The sequence below is a fragment of the Pseudomonas sp. CJQ_9 genome, from assembly GCF_043106615.1.
In the GTDB taxonomy this organism is placed as follows: Bacteria; Pseudomonadota; Gammaproteobacteria; order Pseudomonadales; family Pseudomonadaceae; genus Aquipseudomonas; species Aquipseudomonas juntendi.
This window is the reverse complement of record NZ_JBICMS010000056.1, coordinates 1-23,606: the sequence shown is the minus strand read 5'-3', so window position 1 is coordinate 23,606 and position 23,606 is coordinate 1. Positions and strand designations below refer to the sequence as shown.

General features: G+C 64.0%; 21 protein-coding genes and 1 pseudogene. 7 read left to right on the top strand and 15 right to left on the bottom strand.

Annotated elements, in window-relative coordinates:
* Positions 1–281: 281 nt before the first annotated feature.
* Positions 282–695 (top strand): DUF4398 domain-containing protein, encoded by a 414-nt coding sequence (locus ACF8SD_RS10880; RefSeq protein ID WP_009686991.1) that lies wholly within the window; start codon positions 282–284, stop codon positions 693–695.
* Positions 696–745: 50 nt separating this feature from the next.
* A complete protein-coding gene (locus ACF8SD_RS10875; protein ID WP_054890346.1) occupies positions 746–1,537 on the top strand; it encodes an OmpA family protein in 792 nt (263 codons plus the stop codon).
* A gap of 64 nt (positions 1,538–1,601) precedes the next feature.
* On the opposite strand, the gene ACF8SD_RS10870 is transcribed toward ACF8SD_RS10875, so the two are convergent.
* The 15 genes from ACF8SD_RS10870 to ACF8SD_RS10800 all read right to left on the bottom strand — a co-directional run bounded on the left by ACF8SD_RS10870 (position 1,602) and on the right by ACF8SD_RS10800 (position 17,753).
* The gene (locus ACF8SD_RS10870) at positions 1,602–1,928 is read right to left on the bottom strand and encodes a hypothetical protein (RefSeq protein ID WP_009686993.1); all 327 of its coding nucleotides are present in this window, start codon (positions 1,926–1,928) and stop codon (positions 1,602–1,604) included.
* A complete protein-coding gene (locus ACF8SD_RS10865; protein WP_392485194.1) occupies positions 1,925–2,848 on the bottom strand; it encodes an alpha/beta hydrolase in 924 nt (307 codons plus the stop codon). The genes ACF8SD_RS10870 and ACF8SD_RS10865 overlap by 4 nt, the downstream gene beginning before the upstream one ends.
* Positions 2,820–4,139, bottom strand: a complete 1,320-nt coding sequence (locus tag ACF8SD_RS10860) for a flavohemoglobin expression-modulating QEGLA motif protein (protein WP_154211460.1) — start codon at positions 4,137–4,139, stop codon at positions 2,820–2,822. The genes ACF8SD_RS10865 and ACF8SD_RS10860 overlap by 29 nt, the downstream gene beginning before the upstream one ends.
* A gap of 84 nt (positions 4,140–4,223) precedes the next feature.
* The gene (locus tag ACF8SD_RS10855; protein ID WP_173887763.1) at positions 4,224–4,772 is read right to left on the bottom strand and encodes a hypothetical protein; all 549 of its coding nucleotides are present in this window, start codon (positions 4,770–4,772) and stop codon (positions 4,224–4,226) included.
* Between the two features lie 28 nt (positions 4,773–4,800).
* Positions 4,801–5,517, bottom strand: a complete 717-nt coding sequence (locus tag ACF8SD_RS10850; RefSeq protein ID WP_029888049.1) for a TetR/AcrR family transcriptional regulator — start codon at positions 5,515–5,517, stop codon at positions 4,801–4,803.
* A 149-nt stretch (positions 5,518–5,666) separates the two neighbouring features.
* On the bottom strand, positions 5,667–7,169 hold the full coding sequence (gene lysS / locus ACF8SD_RS10845; RefSeq protein ID WP_173887762.1) for a lysine--tRNA ligase: 1,503 nt from the start codon (positions 7,167–7,169) through the stop codon (positions 5,667–5,669).
* A gap of 92 nt (positions 7,170–7,261) precedes the next feature.
* Positions 7,262–8,357, bottom strand: a protein-coding gene (gene prfB, locus ACF8SD_RS10840) for a peptide chain release factor 2 (RefSeq protein ID WP_110678858.1) whose coding sequence is annotated in 2 segments (ribosomal slippage) — positions 7,262–8,284 and positions 8,286–8,357 — 1,095 coding nt in all. Because the reading frame shifts where the segments join, the coding sequence is not laid out codon by codon here.
* Between the two features lie 128 nt (positions 8,358–8,485).
* A complete protein-coding gene (gene wspR, locus ACF8SD_RS10835; protein ID WP_392485216.1) occupies positions 8,486–9,490 on the bottom strand; it encodes a Wsp signal transduction system regulator diguanylate cyclase WspR in 1,005 nt (334 codons plus the stop codon).
* A gap of 51 nt (positions 9,491–9,541) precedes the next feature.
* Positions 9,542–10,555, bottom strand: a complete 1,014-nt coding sequence (locus ACF8SD_RS10830) for a chemotaxis response regulator protein-glutamate methylesterase (RefSeq protein ID WP_392485215.1) — start codon at positions 10,553–10,555, stop codon at positions 9,542–9,544.
* A complete protein-coding gene (locus ACF8SD_RS10825; protein WP_392485214.1) occupies positions 10,552–12,852 on the bottom strand; it encodes a hybrid sensor histidine kinase/response regulator in 2,301 nt (766 codons plus the stop codon). The genes ACF8SD_RS10830 and ACF8SD_RS10825 overlap by 4 nt, the downstream gene beginning before the upstream one ends.
* Positions 12,849–13,514, bottom strand: a complete 666-nt coding sequence (locus ACF8SD_RS10820) for a chemotaxis protein CheW (RefSeq protein WP_392485213.1) — start codon at positions 13,512–13,514, stop codon at positions 12,849–12,851. The genes ACF8SD_RS10825 and ACF8SD_RS10820 overlap by 4 nt, the downstream gene beginning before the upstream one ends.
* Positions 13,511–14,785, bottom strand: coding sequence for a CheR family methyltransferase (locus ACF8SD_RS10815; protein ID WP_392485212.1), 1,275 nt, complete (start codon positions 14,783–14,785; stop codon positions 13,511–13,513). The genes ACF8SD_RS10820 and ACF8SD_RS10815 overlap by 4 nt, the downstream gene beginning before the upstream one ends.
* Positions 14,782–15,288: a chemotaxis protein CheW gene (locus tag ACF8SD_RS10810; RefSeq protein WP_392485211.1), complete on the bottom strand. Its 507-nt coding sequence runs from the start codon at positions 15,286–15,288 to the stop codon at positions 14,782–14,784. The genes ACF8SD_RS10815 and ACF8SD_RS10810 overlap by 4 nt, the downstream gene beginning before the upstream one ends.
* A gap of 5 nt (positions 15,289–15,293) precedes the next feature.
* Positions 15,294–16,916 (bottom strand): methyl-accepting chemotaxis protein, encoded by a 1,623-nt coding sequence (locus ACF8SD_RS10805; protein ID WP_173887757.1) that lies wholly within the window; start codon positions 16,914–16,916, stop codon positions 15,294–15,296.
* A 156-nt stretch (positions 16,917–17,072) separates the two neighbouring features.
* Complete coding sequence (locus tag ACF8SD_RS10800) at positions 17,073–17,753, bottom strand: tellurite resistance TerB family protein (protein WP_392485210.1); 681 nt, start codon at positions 17,751–17,753, stop codon at positions 17,073–17,075.
* 157 nt (positions 17,754–17,910) lie between these two features.
* Between ACF8SD_RS10800 and ydcS the strand changes: the two are divergent.
* The 5 genes and pseudogenes from ydcS (at position 17,911) to ACF8SD_RS10775 (ending at position 23,347) form a co-directional block, all read left to right on the top strand.
* Positions 17,911–19,061: pseudogene (gene ydcS / locus ACF8SD_RS10795) on the top strand (putative ABC transporter substrate-binding protein YdcS).
* A 102-nt stretch (positions 19,062–19,163) separates the two neighbouring features.
* Positions 19,164–20,201 carry an ABC transporter ATP-binding protein gene (locus tag ACF8SD_RS10790; protein WP_173887754.1) on the top strand — a complete coding sequence of 346 codons (1,038 nt, stop codon included), beginning with the start codon at positions 19,164–19,166 and terminating at the stop codon, positions 20,199–20,201.
* Positions 20,198–21,109, top strand: a complete 912-nt coding sequence (locus ACF8SD_RS10785) for an ABC transporter permease (protein WP_392485209.1) — start codon at positions 20,198–20,200, stop codon at positions 21,107–21,109. The genes ACF8SD_RS10790 and ACF8SD_RS10785 overlap by 4 nt, the downstream gene beginning before the upstream one ends.
* On the top strand, positions 21,099–21,905 hold the full coding sequence (locus ACF8SD_RS10780) for an ABC transporter permease (protein ID WP_392485208.1): 807 nt from the start codon (positions 21,099–21,101) through the stop codon (positions 21,903–21,905). Before ACF8SD_RS10785 ends, ACF8SD_RS10780 begins: the two co-directional genes overlap by 11 nt.
* Before the next feature lie 17 nt (positions 21,906–21,922).
* Positions 21,923–23,347 carry a gamma-aminobutyraldehyde dehydrogenase gene (locus tag ACF8SD_RS10775; RefSeq protein ID WP_392485207.1) on the top strand — a complete coding sequence of 475 codons (1,425 nt, stop codon included), beginning with the start codon at positions 21,923–21,925 and terminating at the stop codon, positions 23,345–23,347.
* Positions 23,348–23,606 lie beyond the last annotated feature (259 nt).

Here is a 23,606-nt window from a genome sequence, read left to right as displayed (position 1 = left end):
GGCGCCGCCCGCGCGGCGCCTGACCTCGGGCAGCAAACGCGCCGAGAAGAACATTGGCCGCGCCGTCCGCCACCCGCTTCAATTGCCTCGGGCACTCTGCAAAAACCCTCCGCCGGGTCAGAAATTTTTCGGAACTATCCAAAAAAACTCTTAGTCACAGCTAATAGCCATCACGCTAAAACCCTGCACACCTGCCGTTGTGCACCGTTGATCCCAAGCGCGCGGACTTGTCAGGGAATGAGCGATGGACTGCTACGGACATCGTTATCAGGAGTGATCCAATGGAGCTGACCACCATGAAAACCCGCACTAGCAAACCGTCATCCACTCATGTGCGCGGGTTCAAGCTGGCCGCGCTGGCCCTGGGCAGTAGCCTGGTCCTGGCCGGCTGTGCGGGTAACCCGCCTACCGAGCAATATGCGGTTACCCAGTCCGCCGTGAATTCCGCTGTCAGCGCTGGCGGCACCGAGTTCGCCGCCGTGGAAATGAAAGCCGCGCAAGACAAGTTCAAGCAGGCTGAAATCGCCATGCACGACAAGAAGTACGACGAAGCCAAGCGCCTGGCCGAACAGGCCGAATGGGACGCACGCCTGGCCGAACGCAAGGCCCAGGCGGCCAAGGCTCAGAAGGCCGTGCAGGATGCCCGCCAGGGCGTTCAGGACGTACGTGAGGAAGGCCTGCGCAGCGCTCAGTGAGCCCTGCCCCGCCAACCTTAGCCTTCGCACACGATCAAAGGATGAACACTATGCGCAATTACGTCATGATTCCCGCCCTGCTGGCCCTGAGCGTCGGTCTTGCTGCGTGCTCGCACGACCCTAACGCCAACCTGGAAGCCGCCCGCACCAACTTCTCGGCCCTGCAGAGCGATCCACAGGCGAGCAAAGTCGCCGCGCTGGAAACCAAGGATGCCCAGGATTGGCTGAACAAGGCCGACAAGGCCTACATGGACCGTGAAGACGAGAAGAAAGTCGACCAACTGGCCTACCTGACCAACCAGCGCGTCGAAGTGGCCAAGCAGACCATTGCCCTGCGCACTGCCGAGGGTGAGCTGAAGAACGCAGCCGCCCAGCGTGCCCAGGCCAAGCTGGATGCCCGCGATGCCCAGATCGCCAAGCTGCAGAACAGCCTGAACGCCAAGCAGACCGACCGCGGTACGCTGGTGACCTTCGGTGACGTGCTGTTCGACTTCAACAAGGCCGAGCTGAAAAGCAACGCCTACCCGAACATCACCAAACTGGCCCAGTTCCTTCAGGAAAACCCTGAGCGCAAGGTGATCGTAGAGGGCTACACCGACAGCGTCGGCTCGGCCAGCTACAACCAGAGCCTGTCCGAGCGCCGCGCCAACAGCGTACGCATGGCCCTGGTGCGCGCCGGCGTAGACCCAGCGCGCATCGTGGCCCAAGGCTACGGCAAGGAGTACCCGGTTGCGGACAACTCCAGCAACTCCGGGCGTGCACAGAACCGTCGTGTGGAGGTGACCATCTCCAACGACAATCAGCCGGTGCAGCCACGCTCCATGAGCCAGGCCCAGCAGTAATACTGGCCAGCTGACAGAGAAAGCCCCGCGATCGACGCGGGGCTTTTTTTTGCTTCGCTGCCGCTCACTGTACCTGCTGCGGCGTTTCCTCACCCATGCAGCGCACTGCACGCTTGCGGTTGTCCACCAGCACGCCCGTCAGGCCTTTCTGCTGGGTATCGAACAGCACCAATACACCGTCCACGCACTGCGCCACTTGCGGTGCCGGGTCCAGCGAAACCTTGTAATCCTCGCCGGGGACGGTCTTGAGCATGGTGTAATCCTGCAACAACAGGGCATCCTCGGGTTTGGCGAAATGCAGGTAGCCGTAGTACCACAAGGCGCCCACCGTCACGATGATGCTGCCCACACCCGTCAGGATCAGCGGGATGGCGTTGCGTTCTTCACTCATTGGGTGTTCTTCTCGTCAGGGTAATCAGGCACTTCGGCGAGCCGCCGCAGGCCGTTGAAATGGCTAGGGTCATCGAGGAAGCGCAACATCATCTGGCGCCATGTAGGGTCGGCGAAGGTCTGCACATGGCCACCTCGAGTCAGTTGCAGCACCCGTGGCGGTGGCGCGTGCTGATACAGGCGGATACCGTTTTCCAGCGGCACCAGGTCGTCATCGATGCTCTGGAAAAACAGCTTGGGCGGGCTGCGCAGTTGCTCGATCGAGCGGATCGCGCTGTCGCCGTCGGGCACCAGCCACGACAGTGGCACCTGCAATGGCCAGGTCATCCACGAGGTGCTGAGGGCATAGCGCCCCACCGCCCGGTAGCTGGCCGGCACCCCGTCGAAAACCAGGGCAGCGAAGCGCTGGCGCTGCTCCGGGTGGCCTGCCAGGTAATGAATCGCCATGGCGCCGCCCAGGCTCTGCCCCAGCAACACCAGCGGCTTGCCCTTGGCCTCGGGCGCCTGGTCCAGCCAGGTCATGGCCGCGGCGATGTCGTGGTATACCTCTGGCAGGCTCGGTTTGCCCTCAGACAGGCCATAGCCGCGGTAGTCGACCATCAGCACCTGGTAACCCTGCTCCGGCAGCCAATAGCTACCACCCAAGTGCCCGGGCAGGTTGCCGCCGTTGCCGTGCAGGTGCAGCACCGTACCCTTGACCTCGACACCCGGCTTGGCCGGCAGCCACCAGCCGTGCAGGCGAACGCCATCGGCAGTGGTCAGGGTGACATCACGGTACGCCAGCTTGGCCCGTTCAGGGGTGAACGCCTGCCCACGCTCGGGGTAGAACAGCAGGCTGCTGCAGCCGCCCAGGGCCAGCAGCACCAGCCCCAGCAGCAGCGGGCGGCAGTACTCAGAGAATATTCGCGTAGTCGGCTTCAATGCGATCCAGGCTCAGGTGGTTGAGGAAGTTGGAGAAGCACATCCAGGCCGACAGCGCGTTGAGGTCACGGAACTGTTCGGGCAAGTACTTGGGCGGCTCGACCAGCCCCTCCTCGACCAGTTGACGCAAAGTGCGCATGTCTTCCAGGGTGGTCTTGCCACAGAACAGCAGCGGTATCTGCTCGAGCTTGCCCTTCTTCACAGCCAACTGAATGTAGTTGTAAACCATGATGAAGCCCTTGAGGTAGGACAAGTCCTTGGTAAATGGCAGGCCGTTGGGCACCGAGCCGCGGAATACCCGGCTGGCGTTGCTGTAGCTTTGCCCCATCTCGAAGCCCTGCTCGCGGAAGAAGCCGTACACCTGCATGAAGTCGGCGCCCTCCTCGACCATGTGGATGGCACGGGTGCGGTTGGTAAGCTTGCGCAGGCGGCTGGGGTAGGAGGCAAAGGCAATCACCTCCATGAGGATGGCCAGGCCTTCCTGGGTCACCGTCGACGAGGGCGGGCCCTTGGCCAGGAAGGTGCAGATCGGCTGGTTCAGGCCATTGAGCGTGGTGCCGACGTGCACCAGCCCTTCGTGCACTTCCAGCGCCCGCACGTCACGGGCATTGAACATGGCATCGGCGCGCACCTTGATATAGTCGGCGCCGGCGGCGGCGTCAGCGACAATGCCGTCGGACTCGAACACACGGATGGTGCCTTCGGCTTCACCGAACACCGTGTTCAAGCGCCGCTGAAGGGTATCGACAGCCTCTTTGGCGGTCAGGTTCTTCGGTTCGTCCTTCAGGTCGCCGCGGCCATCGATGTTGTTCAGATAGTCCGACAGCATCAGGCCGAGGTCGGCCAAGGTCGGGTCACCGGCATGAAAGGCGTCGGAAGCGGCGCCATACAACTCCTGGGAGATCAGGCCGAACTCCTCGGTGCCGCGGGCTTCGAGCATGCGCACTACCATGCGGTACTCGCGGCACATGCGCTTCATGATCTGCCCCACAGGGTTGAACTGGCCCAGCTGGCGAATGATGTCGCGCTCGATCCCCTGGAACTCGGCCTTGACGGCGCTGGAGTCGAACGACAAGGGCCGCGACTGGTAATAGGCGCGGTCGACCGCTGGCGGCTCCTTGCCCTTGCCCTGCAGGAAGCCCTGGCGAATGCTGTCGTCCCACTTCACCGCATCCAGCACCCGAATCGGTGTTTGTGCCGCGACGATGCGGTCGGACAGGGCGCGGATGGTCTGCTGGTATTCGTCCACCGGGGACTCCTTTCTAGTACAGAAAACCTGTACCGGCCTCATCGCCGGCAAGCCAGCTCCCACAGGTACAGCACAGGGCTCCAAGGAAGTGTGGGAGCTGGCTTGCCGGCGATGAAGCCAGCACGGTCATTTGCCGGACCGCTGGAACCGGGCCACTTCAACGAACAGGTCCGAGTTGGCCGGGTCGTCCAGGTACGCCAGCACCCGCGCTGGCGGGCTGTCGATCAACACACCGTCGCCGTTGTCTTCCGGCACCTCGGTACTGCGCCCGGTCAGTTCCTTATTCTCCACCGCCTGCTGCACCTGCTCGACATCCAGGTTGTACAGCACCAGTTCCTTGCCATCGACGATGTCAAAGCCGCCAATCAGGAAATTGCCGCCCAGGCGCTTAGGCACACCGGCCGACAGGTACCAGCGGTTACCGTGGCGCGACACCGTGAACATGTAGGTTTCCGGTGCCTTGCCTTTGGCCGTGGCAACTGCCTTGTAGGCATCGCCACTGCTGCGGGTGATGGTGAGCTTCAACGGCTCACCCCAGGCGTCCTTGCTGCTCCACTTGCCGAGCAAGGCCTTGGGCGCGGCCTGATTGCTGGGCAATGGCTCATGGAAGGTCACCAGACAACCGCCCAGCAGCAGGAATGACAAAGTCAACAACACCACACGCCAGGCTTTCATCAGGCTCTCCTCGAAAAGTCGGTCTCGCTCAGGCCGATGCAAGCACCAATTGCAGGTATCGGGTAAGCATAGCGAGCATCTGCCCATCGGCTTGCGCATTGGCATCCTTGAGCAGGCCCTGATATTCCATCTGCTCGATAATCGCCGTCAACATTTGGGCGTCCTGCTCCGGTTGCCGCGAGCCGACTACCTGCAGCAATTGACGGGTGCCGTGCAGCAGGATCTGCTCGTGCGCACAGACCAGTTCCGCCAGGCGCGGGCACAGCAGCGCCTCTTGGCGGAACGCCTGTTCGGCCATCAGGAAGTCGCGGCGGTTCAGCAACTGGCGCTGCACGTAGTCGGCGGTCATGCGTGCCACTTCGTCAGCCAGCCGTGCCCGCGCCTGCGGGCTGCCATCCCCTTGGGCCAGCAATTGGCGCAGCACCACCTCGGTGTTGGCCCACAGTTTGGCCATGTAGGCGGCGCTACGTTCGACGTACTGGGCGAAGGTATCGGTGAGCAGGTCTTCGATGTCCTTGAAATAGTAGGTGGTGGCCGATAAAGGCACACCGGCCTCGGCAGCCACCGCCCGGTGACGCACGCCGCGAACGCCATCGCGCACGACGATGCGCATGGCGGCATCGAGAATCTGCTGGCGACGCTGTTCGCTGCCTTGGCGGGCAGCTTTGCGGCCTTGGTATTGCACGCTTTCGGCGACGGCGGTGGCGATGCCGGCGGCGCCTTGGTGAGGGGTGGCGGGTGTCATGGGGACCTCTGTGAAGAAGCGGCAAGCTACAAGCGGCAAGCCACCAGAAAAAGCGGAACGCACGCGGACTGCCGTTTCTTGTAGCTTGCCGCTTATGGCCTGCCGCTCGCAAAGAAAAGCCGCCTGGAAAGGCGGCTCGTTCTGCTCACTCAGGCCTGCGGGCGCATGTGCGGGAACAGGATCACATCGCGGATCGACGGCGAGTTGGTCAGCAGCATCACCAGGCGGTCGATACCAATGCCTTCACCCGCGGTCGGCGGCATGCCGTACTCCAGCGCGCGAACGAAGTCGGCGTCGTAGTGCATGGCTTCGTCGTCACCGGCGTCTTTCTCGGCTACCTGGGCCAGGAAGCGCTCGGCCTGGTCTTCGGCATCGTTGAGCTCGGAGTAGGCGTTGGCGATTTCGCGGCCACCGATGAACAGCTCGAAACGGTCGGTCACGGCCGGGTTGTCGTCGTTGCGACGGGCCAGCGGCGACACCTCGAACGGGTACTCGGTGATGAAGTGTGGCTGCTCCAGCTTGTGCTCGACCAGCTCTTCGAAAATCATCACCTGCAGCTTGCCCAGGCCTTCGTGGCCCAGCACCTTGGCACCGGCCTTGCGGGCGATGTCACGGGCGCGGTCGACGTCCTGCAGGTCGGCAGCGGTCAGCTCCGGGTTGTACTTGAGGATCGAGTCGAACACCGACAGGCGGGCGAACGGCTCGCCGAAGTGGAACACCTTGTCGCCGTACGGTACGTCGGTGCTGCCCAGAACCAGCTGCGCCAGCTCGCGGAACAGTTCCTCGGTGAGGTCCATGTTGTCGCGGTAGTCGGCATAGGCCTGGTAGAACTCGAGCATGGTGAATTCCGGGTTGTGCCGGGTCGAAACACCTTCGTTACGGAAGTTGCGGTTGATCTCGAACACTTTCTCGAACCCGCCAACGACAAGACGCTTGAGGTACAGCTCCGGCGCAATGCGCAGGAACATGGCCATGTCCAGGGCGTTGTGGTGGGTTTCGAACGGTTTGGCCGCAGCACCACCCGGGATGGTTTGCAGCATGGGCGTTTCGACTTCGAGGAAGTCACGCTCGATGAGGAACTTGCGAATGTGCGAGATCACCTGCGAGCGCACACGGAAGGTGTGGCGGGTTTCTTCGTTGACCATCAGGTCGACGTAGCGCTGGCGGTAGCGCTGCTCGGTATCGGTCAGGCCGTGGTGCTTGTCGGGCAGCGGGCGCAGCGACTTGGTCAGCAGGCGCACGTTGGTCATTTCAACGTACAGGTCGCCTTTGCCAGAGCGTGCCAGGGTGCCTTCGGCGCTGATGATGTCGCCCAGGTCCCAGGTTTTGACTGCGGCCAGGGTTTCTTCCGGCAGGGTCTTGCGGTTGACGTAGACCTGAATGCGGCCGGTCATGTCCTGGATCACCATGAACGAGCCACGGTTGAGCATGATGCGGCCCGCCACCTTGACCGGAATCGCGGCTGCTTCCAGCTCTTCCTTGGTCTTGTCCGCGTACTGCTTCTGCAGGTCGTTGCAGTAGCTGTCGCGACGGAAGTCATTGGGGAAGGCATTGCCCTTGGCACGCTCGGCGGCAAGCTTTTCCTTGCGCAGGGCGATCAGGGCATTCTCTTCCTGTTGCAGGTCTTGCGATTCGGTCTTGAGGTCGCTCATCTGGTCATTTTTTCCATCAGGTATTCGTTGCCCTTTTCGGGCAGGGCACGCGCCAGCGGCGGTTGGCCGATGGCGCGGCGGTGGAGTGCGGCTTACAGGCCCTGCTTCAGGCTTGCTTCCAGGTACTGGTCGAGGTCGCCGTCCAGCACCTTCTGGCAGTCGCTGCGTTCCACGCCGGTACGCAGGTCCTTGATACGCGAGTCATCCAGCACGTAGGAACGGATCTGGTGGCCCCAGCCGATGTCCGACTTGCTGTCTTCCAACGCCTGCGAGGCGGCGTTGCGCTTTTGCATTTCCAGCTCGTACAACTTGGCCCGCAGCATTTTCATGGCGGTGTCCTTGTTGGCGTGCTGCGAACGTTCGTTCTGGCACGCCACCACGGTATTGGTCGGTACGTGGGTGATACGCACCGCCGAGTCGGTGGTGTTGACGTGCTGGCCACCGGCACCGGAGGAACGGTAGGTGTCGATGCGCAGGTCGGACGGGTTGATCTCGATTTCGACCTTGTCGTCGATTTCTGGCGAAACGAACACCGCCGAGAACGAGGTGTGGCGACGGGCGCCGGAGTCGAACGGGCTTTTGCGCACCAGGCGGTGCACGCCGATTTCGGTGCGCAGCCAGCCAAAGGCGTACTCGCCCTTGATGTGCACGGTGGCGCCCTTGATACCGGCTACTTCACCTTCGGACAGTTCGATGATGGTGGCGTCAAAACCACGCTTGTCGGCCCAGCGCAGGTACATGCGCAGCAGGATGTTGGCCCAGTCCTGCGCCTCGGTGCCGCCAGAGCCGGCCTGGATATCCAGGTAGGCGTTGTTCATGTCCATCTCGCCGCTGAACATGCGACGGAACTCAAGCTGGGCGAGGTTTTCTTCCAGGCCTTCCAGCTCGGTCACAACGTCGCCGACGGCGCCTTCGTCATTTTCCTCGACAGCCATGTCGAGCAAGTCCTGGCAGTCGCCCAGGCCGTTGGACAGCTTGTCCAGGGTCTCGACCACCTGTGCCAGCATGGCACGCTCGCGGCCCAGGGCCTGGGCGTACTCGGGCTTGTTCCAGACGTTGGGGTCTTCCAGCTCGCGGTTGACTTCGATCAGGCGGTCATGCTTGTGATCGTAGTCAAAGATACCCCCGAATTGACTGGGAACGCTCGGTGAGGTCCTTGATGGTGTTCAGGATCGGTTGGATTTCCATGGGCTGGCTACTCGCACGAATTCGGTGAAAAGCCTGCGAGTATAACCGAGTCCGCCGCAGGGCGGCAGACCCGCCGGGCGGTAGCCTGTACATGAGCTACCACGAGGGCCGGCGCTGTTATCGGCACGTCAGGCAATGCCGACCTGGTTGCGCCCGCCATTCTTGGCCAGGTACAGGCCCTTGTCGGCCGCCGAGATCAGTTGCCGGCAATGGCTGCCGATACTCGGGGTCTGGGTGGCCAGGCCAATGCTCACGGTCAGGAACGCATCAGCCGCCGGTGCAGTGTGCGGGATCCCCAGGCCATGTACGGTCTGGCGCAGCTTTTCGGCCACCAGCCGTGCCCCGCCAGGCGAGGTGTTGGGCAGCACCAGGGCGAATTCCTCGCCACCGTAACGCGCGGGCAGGTCACTGGGCCGCGAGCACGAGCCGCGGATCGACTCGGCCACCTGGCGCAGCGCCTCGTCACCGGCCAGGTGGCCGAAGCTGTCGTTGAAGGCCTTGAAGTAGTCCACGTCGATCATCAGCAGCGACAGTTGTTGCTGCTCGCGCATGGCCCGGCGCCACTCCAGTTCCAGGTATTCGTCGAAGTGCCGGCGGTTGGACAGCCCGGTCAGGCCGTCGGAGTTCATCAGCCGCTGCAGCATCAGGTTTGAATCCAGCAGCTGCTGCTGGCTGACGCGCAGGGCGCGGTAGGCCTCGTCGCGCTGCAGCAGGGTCAGGTAGGAACGCGAGTGGTAGCGAATGCGCGCCACCAGTTCGATGGTGTCCGGCAGCTTGACCAAGTAATCATTGGCCCCGGCCGCAAACGCCGCACTCTTGACCAGAGGGTCTTCCTTGGTGGAGAGCACGATGATCGGAATGTCCTGGGTCACCGGGTTGTTGCGGTACTCACGCACCAGGGTCAAACCGTCCAGGCCCGGCATGATCAGGTCCTGAAGGATGACCGTGGGCTTGATGCGCATGGCCTGGGCCACCGCCTGGTGGGGGTCGGCACAGAAGTGGAAGTCGATGTTGTCCTGGTTGGCCAACCCTCGCCTCACGGCCTCGCCGATCATGGCCTGATCGTCGACCAGCAGTACCATCGCCGCGTTTTCGTTGGCGGTCGCAAAACCTTCGATCGGTAAATCATCCATACATGGTCACCCGATCACTACCGGCGTGGCGGCGTGATTCAATACGTGTCGTCATTTTCCAAAAATTTCCGTCAAGCGCCCGGCGATGTGGTCCAGCGGGCGAATTTCCACGGCAGCATCAATGGCTGCGGCGGCCTTGGGCATGCCGTACACCGCACAGCTGGCCTGGTCCTGGGCAATGGTCAGGAAACCCTGCTGACGCATCAGCTTCAGGCCTTGGGCACCGTCGCGGCCCATGCCGGTGAGCAATACCCCCACCGCATCGCCGTGCCAGTGTTGGGCCACGCTCTCGAAAAACACATTGATCGACGGCCGGTAGATTTCATTCACCGGCTCGGCAGTGTAGGCCAGCTGGCCGTTCTTTAGCAGGCGGATATGGTGATTGGTGCCGGCCAGCAGCACCACGCCCGGCTGCGGCGGCTCGCCTTCACGGGCCAGCCGCACCTCGCGTTTGGCGGCGGTGTCGAGCCACTCGGCCATGCCTGCGGCAAATACCTGGTCCACATGCTGGACCAGCACGATGGCCGCCGGAAACGCCGGCGGCAAGCCCTTGAGCAACACTTCCAGGGCTGCCGGGCCACCGGCCGACGAACCAATCGCCACCAGGCCGCGACGCTGTGAAGCTTCGCGCAGCGGCAGCTCAACCGGGCGTGCAACCGGTGCTCGCTGCTGGCCAATCAGCCAGCCGATATTGAGGATCTTGCGCAGCAGCGGGGCCGCCGCTTCGCGGGGATCACCCGCGCCCAGTGCCGGGGTGTCCACCACATCGAGCGCGCCATGGCCCATGGCTTCGAACACCTGGTGCACGTTCTGCTTGCGGTCGACCGTGACGATGACGATGGCACACGGGGTTTCGGCCATGATCCGCCGGGTCGCCTCCACGCCATCCATCACCGGCATGATAAGGTCCATGAGGATCAGGTCCGGAAGCTGCTCGGTACAACGCTGCACTGCCTCGGCGCCATTGCTGGCCACCCACACCAGCTCATGCGCTGGCTCAAGGGCGACTGCACGGCGTAGGGCCTCGACCGCCATGGGCATGTCATTGACGATAGCGATCTTCATCCCTGAGCCCCTCCGATCAGTTCCACCACAGCATCCAGCAACGCGTCGTCGTGGAAACTGGCCTTTGCCAAATAGTAGTCGGCGCCAGCATCCAGGCCACGCCGCCGGTCTTCCTCACGGTCTTTGTAGGACACCACCATCACTGGCAGGCCTTGCAGGCGCTGGTCGCGCCGCACCAGGGTGACCAGTTCGATACCGTCCATGCGGGGCATGTCGATATCGGTGATCAGCAAATCGAAGTCTTCACTGCGCAAGGCGTTCCAGCCGTCCATGCCGTCTACCGCTACCGCCACGTCGTAGCCACGGTGGCTGAGCAGCTTGCGCTGCAGTTCGCGCACGGTCAATGAATCGTCGACCACCAGGATGCGTTTGTGCGCCACCCCACGGGTGCCGCCACTGCCGCGTTCGATACGCTCCAGGCTCCCGGTGCTCAGCAGTTTATCCACCGAGCGCAGCAGGTCTTCGACATCGACGATCAGCACCACTGAACCATCATCGAGCAAGGCACCCGAAGAAATGTCCTGCACCTTGCCCAGCCGTGGGTCGAGCGGCATCACCACCAGCACGCGTTCGCCTACCAGGCGTTCCACGGCCACACCGTAGAGTTGCTCGCGCTCACGGATCACCACGACGCGCAGGCTGCTGCCGTCGCTTTGCCCCAGCGGGCGGTTAAGCAACTGGCTGGCCGCAACCAGGCCGATGTGCCGGCCCTCGTGCCAGAAGTGCTGGCGGCCTTCGATCTGCACGATCTGCTCGGCGGTGACGTCCAGGGTGCGTTCGATATGCGCCAGTGGAAAAGCGTAAGCCTCGCCACCGACTTCGACGACCAGGCTACGCACCACGGACAGGGTCAACGGCACCTGCAGATGGAAGCGGCAGCCCTGCCCTGGCTGCTGGCTCAGCTCGATCGAGCCGCGCAGTTCGCGAATCATGTGTTGCACCGCATCCAGCCCAACGCCGCGCCCGGACACTTCGGTCACCTTGTCGCGCAGGCTGAAGCCGGGCAGGAACAGGAATGTCAGCAGTTCCGCTTCGCTCATGCGCGCCACGGTGTCGGCCGGCGACAGGGCGCGCTCGACGATGCTGGCGCGCAGGCGCTCCAGGTCGATACCGGCGCCATCGTCGATCAGTTCCAAGCTGAGCATGCCAGCCTGGTGCGAGGCACGCAGGCGCACCTGCCCTTCCGCTGGCTTGCCCGCCAGCAGGCGCCGTTCCGGAAGTTCGATGCCGTGGTCCACGGCATTGCGCAACAGGTGGGTCAATGGCGCCTCAAGCTTTTCCAGCACATCACGGTCGACCTGGGTCTTTTCGCCCTCCACCACCAGCCGTACCGGCTTGCCCAGCGAGCGGCCGAGGTCTCGGACCATGCGACTCTGCCCTGCCAGCACATCGGCGAATGGCCGCATGCGGCAGGCCAGGGCCGTGTCGTACAGCAACTGCGCACGCTGACTGGCCTGCCAGCCGAACTCATCAAGGTCGGCGGCCTGCTGTTGCAGGATCTGCTGGGTCTCGACCAGCAGGCGCTGGGTTTGCGCCAAGGCTTCGAGCACTTCACTGTTCTGGCCGCTGTCTTCCAGCTGCATGCGCACGCCGTCGAGCGCCTGCATCCCTTGGCCGTGCATGCGTTTGAGGCGCTGCAGGGTGGCCAGGTAAGGCTTCAGGCGCTGGGTCTCCACCAGCGACTTGCTGGACAGGTCGAGCAGGCTGTTCAGACGGTCGGCAGTGACCCGTAACACCCGTTCGCCGGCATCACCGACGCGCTTGCCCGCTTTGCGCCGCAGCGCTGGCTCGGGCTCGGGCTCGGACAGCTCACTTGGCAGCACCAACGGTGCCGGGGGCTGGCTGACCGGCGGCGACGACGGCAATGCTGCGCCTGCCGCCAGGGGCAGCGGGGGCACGCCGGCGCCGCCTGGGTCGAGCAGGCTGGCCATCTGCGCAAGAAACACCGGCAGGGTCGCCTGCGCCGCGCTGTCGCCCGGTGTGGCAATGCGCATCAGCAAGTCGGTCCCCTGCAACAGCGCATCGATATGCTCGGCATTCAACCGCAGGCGCCCCTCCTGGGCGGCTACCAGGCAATCCTCCATGACATGCGCGACGCTGACGCCCGCGTCCACGCCAACGATACGGGCGGCACCCTTGAGCGAGTGGGCCGCGCGCATGCACGCCTCGAGCTGGTCAGCCTGGGTAGGGTTGCGCTCGAGCGCCATCAGGCCAGCGCTGAGCACCTGGGTCTGCGCTTCGGCCTCCAGGCTGAACAGCTCGAGCAACGAGGCGTCGCGCATTTGCTCTGGGGTCATGACAAGCTCCGCTGCACGGCAGCCAGTAAGTGTTGATCGTCCAGTACCCGCACGCTGCGCCCGCGCCATTGCAGCACCGCCGCGGTATAGCGGGTGGCGTCCTGGCCACTGCCCAGCAGCAGCGGGTCGAGCCGGTGGATGCCGTCGATTTCCTCGACCGCCACCACCACCGGGCCGCCCTCGCTGGCCAGGATCAGCATGCGCGGCATCGCCCGGCCGCTACGCTGCTCGGCAGCACCCGCCTGAACCCCCAGCAAGTCAGCCAATGACAGGCACGGGACCAGCGCCCCACGCACGTTGGCGACCCCCTGCAACACCCGCGATCGCTGGTGCGGCAACGAATGCACGGCCTGCAACGGGGCTATTTCGGCCAGGCAGGCGGTCGCCAGCGCCAGCCATTCCTCACCCAGACGGAACAGCAACATGGAGCGACCGGTGTGCTCTTGCAGCGGCGCCTGCTCGGCCCCCGAGTGCTCCTGCGTCAATGCATAGCGATCAAGCAGGCGGCTAGCCGCAGCGGCGTAGACTTCGCAGTTGCGGCAATGCACATGCCGCTCCAGGAGCGGGCATTGCTTGTTGCCATGCACACCAATGCGGTTCCAGCAGTCGTCGATGAGCGCCTCGTCATCGGCCAGCAGTTGCATCGCGGATTCACCGTTCACCGTTCAGACTCCCGCCCAGCCCGCGCTGCCCGTTCCTGCAGGCGCCGGGCCCCGGCCAGGTCACCCTGGGCCGCAAGCAGGGCCGCCAGGTGCAGCAACGCCTCGGGGTGTTGTGGCTCTAGATACAGCGCTTTGCGGTAGTGGGTCAGCGCTTGCTGCGCATCGCCCTCGGTATCGCTGAGCAGCCCCAGCCAGTAATACACCTGCGCCGACGGCGGGTACTGGCCCAGGTAGCGCTGACATTCGTGGCGAGCCTGTGCGCTGGCGCCGGCATTGGCCAGCCGGGCGATGCCGGCCAGCAGTTCGCTGGGGCCCTCGCCCCCAAGCTCGCGGGCCGGCGCTGGCCGGGCCACCACCGGCAGCGCACGCTGCGGCCGCGGCACTGGCAAGGCCGGCTGCGAATACCCGGCAGGCCCCGGCGCCGGCCAACTGCGCCTGGCAGGTGCTGCCGCTGCCGCCGGCGCAGGTGTGCTGCTGCCTGGGTCTCGTACGTAGGCAAACGACTGGGCGATCCCCAGCGGGCGCATGCCCAGGCGCGCCAACAGGCTGCCCTCGGCCGGACCGATGAACAGCACCCCCTGTGGGTGCAGCAGGCGCTTGAGCACTTCAAAGACGCGTTGCTGGGTCGGCACGTCGAAGTAGATCAGCAGGTTGCGACAGAACACGAAGTCATACAGGCCATCGCGGCTGGCCAGCAGCGGGTCGAGCACATTGCCTACCTGCAGGCTGACTTGCTGGCGTACCCGCTCGTGCAGGCGATGGCCTTCGTCGACCACATCGAAGTAACGCTCGCGAAAACCCAGCTCGCTGCCGCGAAAGGCATTGCGGCCATACACGGCCTGCCCGGCCTTGGCCACCGAGCTGGGGCTGATGTCCATGCCATCGACCAGGAACGCCCCCGGCGCCATGCCGGCATCAAACAGGGCCATGGCCAGCGAGTACGGCTCCTCCCCCGTCGAGCACGGCAGGCTGAGCAACCGCAGCGGGCGCGCGCCGTCCAGTTCGGCACGGCGCTTGTGCGCCAGGCCCGCCAGCGCGGTGAAGGACTCGGGGTACCGGAAGAACCACGTCTCTGGCACGATCACCGCTTCGATCAATGCCTGCTGCTCTTCGCCGCACTGCTGCAGGCGCAGCCAGTAGTCGTCCAGGTCGGCGGCGCCCACCGCTACGCAACGTTGGCGCAGTGCACGCTCGACCATCGGCGTGCCGACAGACTCCACATCCAGGCCAATACGCTCACGCAAGAAGCGGAAAAAACGCTGTTCGGTCATGTCGGCCCCCCGGTCGGGTACTGCGTGTACAGCAATGCGTGCACGGCGTCGGGCAGCAGGTCATTGACTTCGATACGCTGCAGCATGCCAAGGGCATCCTGACGCACCGGCCCCAGGTAAGGGGCTTCGCCCGTGTCTACACCATAGGGCTGGAACTCATCGGGCCGGCAGCGCAGGGTCTCGGTTGCCTGCTCCAGCACCAGCCCCAACTGCAGCCCACCCCGGTAGTGCACCAGTACCAGGCGGGTGCTGGTGCGCTTCAGCGCCGGCTGGCCGAAGCTGAGCGCGGCCAGGTCGATGACGGGTATGAGCAGGCCACGGTGGGCCAGAATACCCTCCACCCAGGCTGGCGCCCGGGCAATGGGCTTGAGTGGCCGAAGTGGCAGCACTTCGATCACCTCGTGCACACTCAGGGCAAACCGTTGGTCCCTGATACGAAACTGCAGGTACAGCGCCCCTTTGGCGTTACCCGGCTGTGCGGCCGGCGCTTGCAAGTCGGTCATCGCGGTCAGACTTTGAAACGCGACACGCCGCCACGCAAGCCTGCGGCCACCTGGCTAAGCTCATCGATGGCAAAGCTGGCCTGGCGCAGCGACTCGACCGTCTGGGTACTGGCATCACTGAGCTGGGCCAGCGCCTGGTTGATCTGCTCGGCACCGGTGGCCTGGGCCTGCATGCCTTCGTTGACCATCAGCACGCGCGGTGCCAAGGCCTGTACCTGGTGAATGATCTGGCTCAGTTGCTCACCGACCTGTTGCACTTCGAACATGCCCCGGCGCACTTCTTCGGAAAACTTGTCCATGCCCATGACCCCGGCCGACACCGCCGACTGGATCTCGCGCACCATCTGCTCGATATCGTAGGTGGCCACGGCGGTCTGGTCGGCCAGGCGCCGCACTTCGGTGGCCACCACGGCAAAGCCACGGCCATACTCGCCAGCCTTTTCCGCCTCGATGGCGGCGTTGAGCGACAACAAGTTGGTCTGGTCGGCCACCTTGACGATCGTCACGACCATCTGGGTAATGTTGCTGGCCTTCTCGTTGAGGATGCCCAGCTTGGCGTTGACCAGGTCGGCGGCGCCCATCACCTGGTGCATGGTCTCTTCCATGCGGGCCAGGCCCTGCTGGCCGGAGCCGGCCAGGCTGGACGCCTGGTCGGCGGCCGAAGTGACTTCAGTCATGGTGCGCACCAGGTCACGCGAAGTGGCGGCAATTTCCCGCGAGGTGGCGCCGATTTCCGTGGTGGTGGCTGCGGTTTCAGTGGCAGTGGCCTGCTGCTGCTTGGACGTGGCGGCGATCTCGGTAACCGACGTGGTGACCTGCACCGACGAGCGCTGGGCCTGGGCCACCAGGTTCGCCAGCGCTTCGGCCATTTCGTTGAAGCCGCTCTCGATGGCGCCGAACTCATCCTTGCGTTCCAGGCTCAGGCGCACGCTCAGGTCACCCGAACGCAGCTTGTCCAGGGCGTGGACGATACGCTGCATGGGCGCTGTGATCGCGCGCATCAGCAACAGGCCGCACACCCCGGCCGCGACGATGGCCAGCAACAGCGAGACGATCATGCTGCCTTTGGCGGTGGTCACGGCACTGACGATATCGCGGGTGGCGGCATCAGCGGAGGCGCGGTTGTTCTCGATGACGTCGTTCAGGTGCGTGCGACCGTCGACCCAGGCGGGTGTGAGTACGTCGTTGATCAGGCGCTGGGCTTCGGCGTAGTTGCGCTGACGGTAGGCATCGAGCACCTGGCCGACGATCTTCATGTAGTTTTCTTCAAGCTGCACGAAGCTGTCGAAGCGGACCTGGTCGTCATTGTCCTGGATGGTGCTCTGGTAGCTGGCCATGTATTGCTTCAGCCGGCCTTCGAAACTTTTGAACAGTTCCATGTCGGCCGAGGTGATTTCCCGGTGGTTGGACAGCCCGACCAGCTGTTGGCTGGTGACGTAGCTGTCGACCCAGGCGCTGCGGATCATCGAGCTGTAGTAGACCCCGGGAATGCTGTCTGTACCGACGGCCTCTTCGGCGGTTTCGATGGCGGCCAACCGCGAGTAGGCGGCCACGATCATCAGCAGCATGATGGCGATGATCACGGCGAAACTTGCCAGGATCCGTTGGCGCAACGTCCAATTCTTCACATTCAGCCCTCAGGAATTCACAACGAGCGGGGAAAATCGCCGAAGTATAGCCTAGAGGGCGCGTGCTTATGCGGTGCTTGCCGCCTGGAATTTTGCGCCTGCCAGTTCGAGCACCGCACGCCCGGCGCGCGAACTGGCAGGCGCTGAACATTGCGGCTAGCCCTGTGCCAGCTTCACCTGGCTTTCCAGCTCCTGACGCAAGCCTGGGTCCAGACGCAACTGGCGAGCCAGCTCATCGAGGTAGGCGCGCTCCATGAAGTTTTCCTGGTCGACCATCATCATGCTGGCCAGGTACATCTCGGCAGCCATCTCTGGCGTCTGCGCGGCGCGGGCGACCTCAGCAGGGTCCAACGGCTTGTTCAGTTCGGCATGCAGCCAATGCTGCAACTCGCGGTCGCTGTCCAGGCGGGTGAACTCACCTTCGATCAGCGCCCGTTCGCGTTCGTCGATATGGCCGTCGGACTTGGCCGCAGCCACCAGCGCCCGCAGCACCGCCTGGCTGTGCTGCTCGGCCTGGGCTGGCGGCAAGCGGTCGAGCGTCTGCGGCTCGCTGGCAGCCACCTGCTGGCGCGCCTGCCAGTTGCCGTAGGCCTTGTAGGCCAGCACCCCGAGCGCCGCGAGGCCACCATAGGTCAGGGCCTTGCCCCCATATTTGCGCGCCTTCTTGTTGCCCAGCAGCACGCCCAGTGCGCCACCGCCCAGCAAGCCACCACCGGCCCCGGACAACAGGCCGCCAAGCCCGCTGGCGCCAGCACCTGGCTTGCCGGAAGCAGAGGATTTGTTCAGCAACTCCTGGCCAGATTTGAGCAGTTGGTCCAGCAAGCCACGGGTGTTCATGTGCAAGTCTCCAGGCATGGGAAGTCATCCACCAGAGTAAGGCCTGCCCGGTAAACGACCATGCGCGGATTTGCTTCTGGATGTTGCATTGACGGGCAAAAAGCCAACTAGACTCGACCACTGCCGCGACCACAATCTCCAACAAGAGGGAACACCCATGTCCGTGCACAAGACCGCATTGCTCGGCGCCACCACCTGTGCCGTGCTGGCCAGTACCGGCCTGCTGGCCGCCGAAACGCCCAAGGCACTGGGGCCTGGCGAGGGGCGCCTGGATATCGTCGCCTGGCCCGGCTACATCGAGCGCGGTGAAAGCGACAAGGCCTATGACTGGGTGACCGGCTTCGAACAGCAAACCGGCTGCAAGGTCAGCGTGAAAACCGCTGCCACCTCGGACGAAATGGTCAGCCTGATGGCCAAGGGGGGCTACGACCTGGTTACCGCCTCGGGCGATGCCTCGTTACGGCTGATCGCCGGCAAACGGGTGCAGCCGATCAACACCGCCTTGATCCCCAACTGGAAAAACATTGACCCGCGCCTGCAGAACGGTGGCTGGTATGTGGTCGACAAACAGGTCTATGGCACCCCGTACCAGTGGGGGCCGAACGTGCTGCTGTACAACACCAACACGTTCAAGCAGGCACCGGCCAGTTGGGGCGTGGTGTTCGTGCCGCAGGACCTGCCCGATGGCAAGCCGAACAAAGGCCGCGTACAGGCGTATGACGGGCCGATCTACATCGCGGACGCGGCGCTGTACCTGAAGTCGGCCAAGCCCGAGCTGGGCATCCAGGACCCGTATGAACTGACCGAAACGCAATACCAGGCGGTGCTCGAACTGCTGCGCCAGCAGCAACCGCTGATCCACCGCTACTGGCACGACGCCACAGTGCAGATGAGCGACGTAAAGAACGAGGGCGTGGTTGCCTCCAGTTCATGGGGCTACATGGTCAATGGCCTGAAGGCCGAGAACCAGCCCGTGGCGTCGACCATTCCCAAGGAGGGCGCTACCGGCTGGGCCGATACCACCATGCTGCACGCCGACGCCAAGCACCCCAACTGCGCCTACCAATGGATGGACTGGTCGCTGCAGCCGAAGGTCCAGGGTGACGTGGCCGCCTGGTTCGGTTCGTTGCCCGCGGTGCCTGCAGCTTGCAGTGGCAGCGAATTGCTCGGCGCCGAGGGTTGCAAGACCAACGGCTTCGACAACTTCGACAAGATCGCCTTCTGGAAAACCCCGCAGGCCCAGGGTGGCAAGTTCGTGCCCTACAGCCGCTGGACTCAAGATTACACGCCATCATGGGTGGGCGCTGAGGGTATCTTCGCCTGTTCCGGCCCTGTGGTGTGATCCCTGTGGGGTCGGCTTGCCGGGGCCAGGGCCGATACAGGCAACACAAGAACAACAGAGAACCGCGTATGTCCCTAGCCGTCCAGTTCACCCAGGTTTCCCGTAGCTTCGGCGAGGTCCAGGCCGTCGACCGGGTCAGCATCGACATCAGCGATGGGGAGTTCTTCTCCATGCTCGGCCCGTCCGGCTCCGGCAAGACCACCTGCCTGCGCCTGATCGCCGGCTTCGAGCAGCCAAGCAGCGGCTCGATCCGTATCCACGGCCTGGAAGCTGCCGGCGTGCCGCCCTACCAGCGTGACGTCAATACCGTGTTCCAGGACTACGCGTTGTTCCCGCACATGAACGTGCTCGACAACATCGCCTATGGCTTGAAAGTCAAAGGCGTGGGCAAGGCCGAGCGCCACAGCCGTGCCGAGCAAGCCCTGGCCATGGTTGCCCTGGCCGGCTACGGCGCGCGCAAGCCGGCGCAGCTTTCGGGTGGCCAGCGCCAGCGTGTGGCCCTGGCGCGGGCACTGGTCAACCGGCCCCGCGTGTTGCTGCTGGACGAGCCATTGGGCGCGCTGGACCTCAAGCTGCGCGAACAGATGCAGGGCGAGCTGAAGAAGCTGCAACGCCAGCTAGGCATCACTTTCATCTTCGTCACCCATGACCAGACCGAGGCGCTGTCGATGTCGGACCGGGTCGCGGTGTTCAACCGCGGCCGCATCGAACAGGTCGACACCCCGCGCAACCTGTACATGAAACCCGCCACCACCTTCGTCGCCGAATTCGTCGGAACGTCCAACGTGATGCGTGGCGAATTGGCGCTGGCGCTCAACGGCCACCCGGCGCCGTTTTCCATCCGCCCTGAGCATATCCGCCTGGGCGACCTGGTGGTCACCAGCCACGAAGTCCAGGTCAGCGGCCTGCTGCGCGATGTGCAGTACCAGGGCAGCGCCACCCGTTACGAGTTGCAACTGGACAATGGCCAACTGTTGGCGGTAACCCAGGCCAACGACCGCTGGCAGGCACAGCCCCAGGCCTGGCAACCCGGGCAGCGGGTGCAGGCGCACTGGCCGCGCGAGGCGATGACCGTGCTGCAGGAAAGCGCAGGGCCATTGCCATGAGCGCGCTCCGAGGCCTGGCCGATGTGCTGTACCGGCGCCCCAACCTGTACCTGGCCCTGCTGCTGATCCCGCCGCTGACCTGGTTTGGCGCCATCTACCTGGGCTCGTTGCTGAACCTGTTGTGGCAGGGTTTCTACACCTTCGACGACTTCACCATGGCGGTCACCCCGGACCTGACCCTGGGCAACTTCGCCGCGCTGTTCAACCCGTCGAACTTCGACATCATCCTGCGGACCCTGGGCATGGCGGCGGCGGTGTCACTGGCCAGCGCGGTACTGGCGTTTCCCATCGCCTACTACATGGCGCGCTACACTCGCGGCAAGACCAAGGCATTTTTCTATATCGCCGTGATGATGCCGATGTGGGCCAGCTACATCGTCAAGACCTACGCCTGGACCCTGCTGCTGGCCAAGGGAGGGGTGGCCCAGTGGTTCGTCCACCAGTTGCACCTGGATGCGCTGCTGCAAGCCGTGCTGACGGTGCCGGGCGTGGGCGGCAGCACGCTGTCGACCTCGCACCTGGGGCGCTTCATGGTGTTCGTGTACATCTGGCTACCGTTCATGATCCTGCCGATCCAAGCCTCGCTGGAGCGCTTGCCGCCGTCGCTGTTACAGGCCTCGGCAGACCTTGGCGCACGCCCCGGGCAAACCTTCATGCAGGTGATACTGCCGCTGTCGATCCCCGGTATCGCCGCCGGCTCGATCTTCACCTTCTCGCTTACCCTTGGCGACTTCATCGTGCCGCAGTTGGTTGGCCCACCCGGCTACTTCATCGGCAGCATGGTCTATGCCCAGCAAGGAGCGATCGGCAACATGCCGATGGCGGCGGCATTTACCTTGGTGCCGATCGTGCTGATTGCGCTGTACCTGTCGATCGTCAAGCGCCTGGGGGCCTTCGATGCACTCTGAACAAGCCTCTACAGGGTTGCGCCTGGCGGCCTGGGGCGGGCTATTGTTCCTGCATTTCCCGATCCTGATCATCTTCCTGTACGCCTTCAACACCGAAGACGCAGCGTTCAGCTTCCCGCCCACGGGTTTTACCCTTAAGTGGTTTGCCGTGGCCTTTGCCCGCACCGATGTGCTGGAAGCGATCAAGCTGTCGTTGCAGGTCGCCTGCCTGGCGACCTTGATCGCCCTGGTGCTCGGCACACTGGCATCGGCCGCACTGTACCGGCGCAGCTTTTTCGGCAAAGAGGCCATATCGCTGATGCTGATCCTGCCCATCGCCCTGCCCGGCATCATCACCGGCATCGCCCTGCTCTCGGCGTTCAAGACCTTGGGCGTGGAGCCCGGGGTGTTCACCATCGTGGTCGGCCACGCCACATTCTGCGTGGTGATCGTCTACAACAATGTGATCGCCCGCCTGCGGCGCACCTCACACAGCCTGATCGAGGCCTCCATGGACCTGGGTGCCGATGGCTGGCAGACCTTTCGCTACATCATCCTGCCGAACCTCGGCTCGGCACTGCTGGCCGGCGGTATGCTGGCCTTTGCCCTGTCGTTCGATGAAATCATTGTCACGACCTTCACCGCCGGCCACGAACGCACTTTGCCGATCTGGTTGCTCAACCAGCTCAGCCGGCCGCGCGACGTACCGGTGACCAATGTGGTTGCCATGCTGGTGATGCTGGTGACCATGTTGCCGATCCTTGGCGCCTATTACCTGACCCGTGGCGGCGACAGCGTTGCGGGCAGTGGCAAATGACCCTGGAGGAGTACCCGATGCAAACGCAGATGCTGATCAATGGCCAACTGGTCGCCGGCCAAGGCCCGACCTGGACCGTGCTCGACCCGGCGCTGGGCACCGCCCTGGCGCAGATCAATGAAGCCAGCGAAGCCCAGGTGGACAGCGCCGTGCGTGCCGCCGACCATGCGTTCGACAGTTGGTCGCAAACCAGCCCCAAGGACCGCGCCCAGGCGTTGTTGAGCCTGGCAGACACCATTGAGGCGCATGGCGATGAACTGGCTCGGCTGGAATCGCAGAATTGCGGCAAACCCTTGAGTGCCGCGCGCAACGACGAGATTCCGGCGATTGCCGACGTGTTTCGTTTTTTCGCCGGTGCCGCGCGTTGCCTGGGCGGCTCGGCGGCAGGTGAATACCTGCCGGGCCACACGTCGATGATCCGTCGCGACCCCTTGGGCGTGGTGGCATCGATCGCGCCGTGGAACTACCCGCTGATGATGCTGGCCTGGAAGATCGCCCCGGCCCTGGCGGCCGGCAACACGGTGGTGATCAAACCCTCCGAGCTGACCCCGTTGACCGCTTTGCGCCTGGGGGAACTGGCTCAGGACCTGCTGCCGGCCGGGGTGCTGAACATTCTGTTTGGCCGTGGCCAGACGGTCGGCAACCCACTGGTTACGCACCCCAAGGTCCGCATGGTGTCGCTGACTGGCTCGATCCCCACCGGCGCCCATATCATCAGCGCCACCGCCGACAGTGTGAAGCGCATGCACATGGAGCTGGGCGGCAAGGCGCCAGTCCTGGTGTTCGATGATGCCGACATCGATGCCGCGATCGAGGGTATTCGCACCTTCGGTTTCTACAACGCCGGCCAGGACTGCACCGCGGCTTGCCGCCTGTATGTGCAGGCCGGTATCTATGAGCGCTTCGTCGAGCGCCTGGGGGAAGCGGTAGCCAGCATCAAACCCGGCCTGCAGGAGGCCGAGGGCACCGAGCTGGGGCCGCTGATCAGCGCCCAGCACCGCGACAAAGTCGCCGGCCTGGTACAGCGCGCCATCGCCCAGCCGCACATTCGCCTGGTGACCGGTGGCAAGGCAATCGAGGGCGATGGGTACTTTTTCGAGCCGACGGTGCTGGCCGACGCCCTGCAGGATGATGAGATCGTGCGCAACGAAGTGTTCGGCCCGGTGGTGACGGTAACCCGTTTCAGCGACGAAGCGCAGGCGCTGGAATGGGCCAACGACTCCAACTATGGCTTGGCCTCCTCGGTCTGGACCCGCGACACCGGCCGCGCCCACCGCCTGGCAGCCCGCCTGCAATATGGCTGCACCTGGGTGAATACCCATTTCATGCTGGTCAGTGAAATGCCCCATGGCGGGCAGAAACACTCGGGGTACGGCAAGGACATGTCGATGTATGGGCTGGAGGACTACACCTGTGTGCGGCATGTGATGATCAAGCATTGATTATCATGCTCGGTCACGCTGGGTCCGCTCAACCGCGTTCAAGATAGGGAGCAACTGTCTTTCTCAAAATTTGAAAAGCCTGCGCGATTCATTGTAGGAGCGGGTTCACCCGCGAAAGGGCCAGGCCTGCGGACCGATTTCTGCCAGGCATTGTGCGTTGCTGGCACCACCGTATTCGCGGGTGAACCCGCTCCTACATCGATCGATGATACCGGCCCGGCCCCGCAGGGCTGCCGGCCACCCCCGCCCGTCGTAGGAG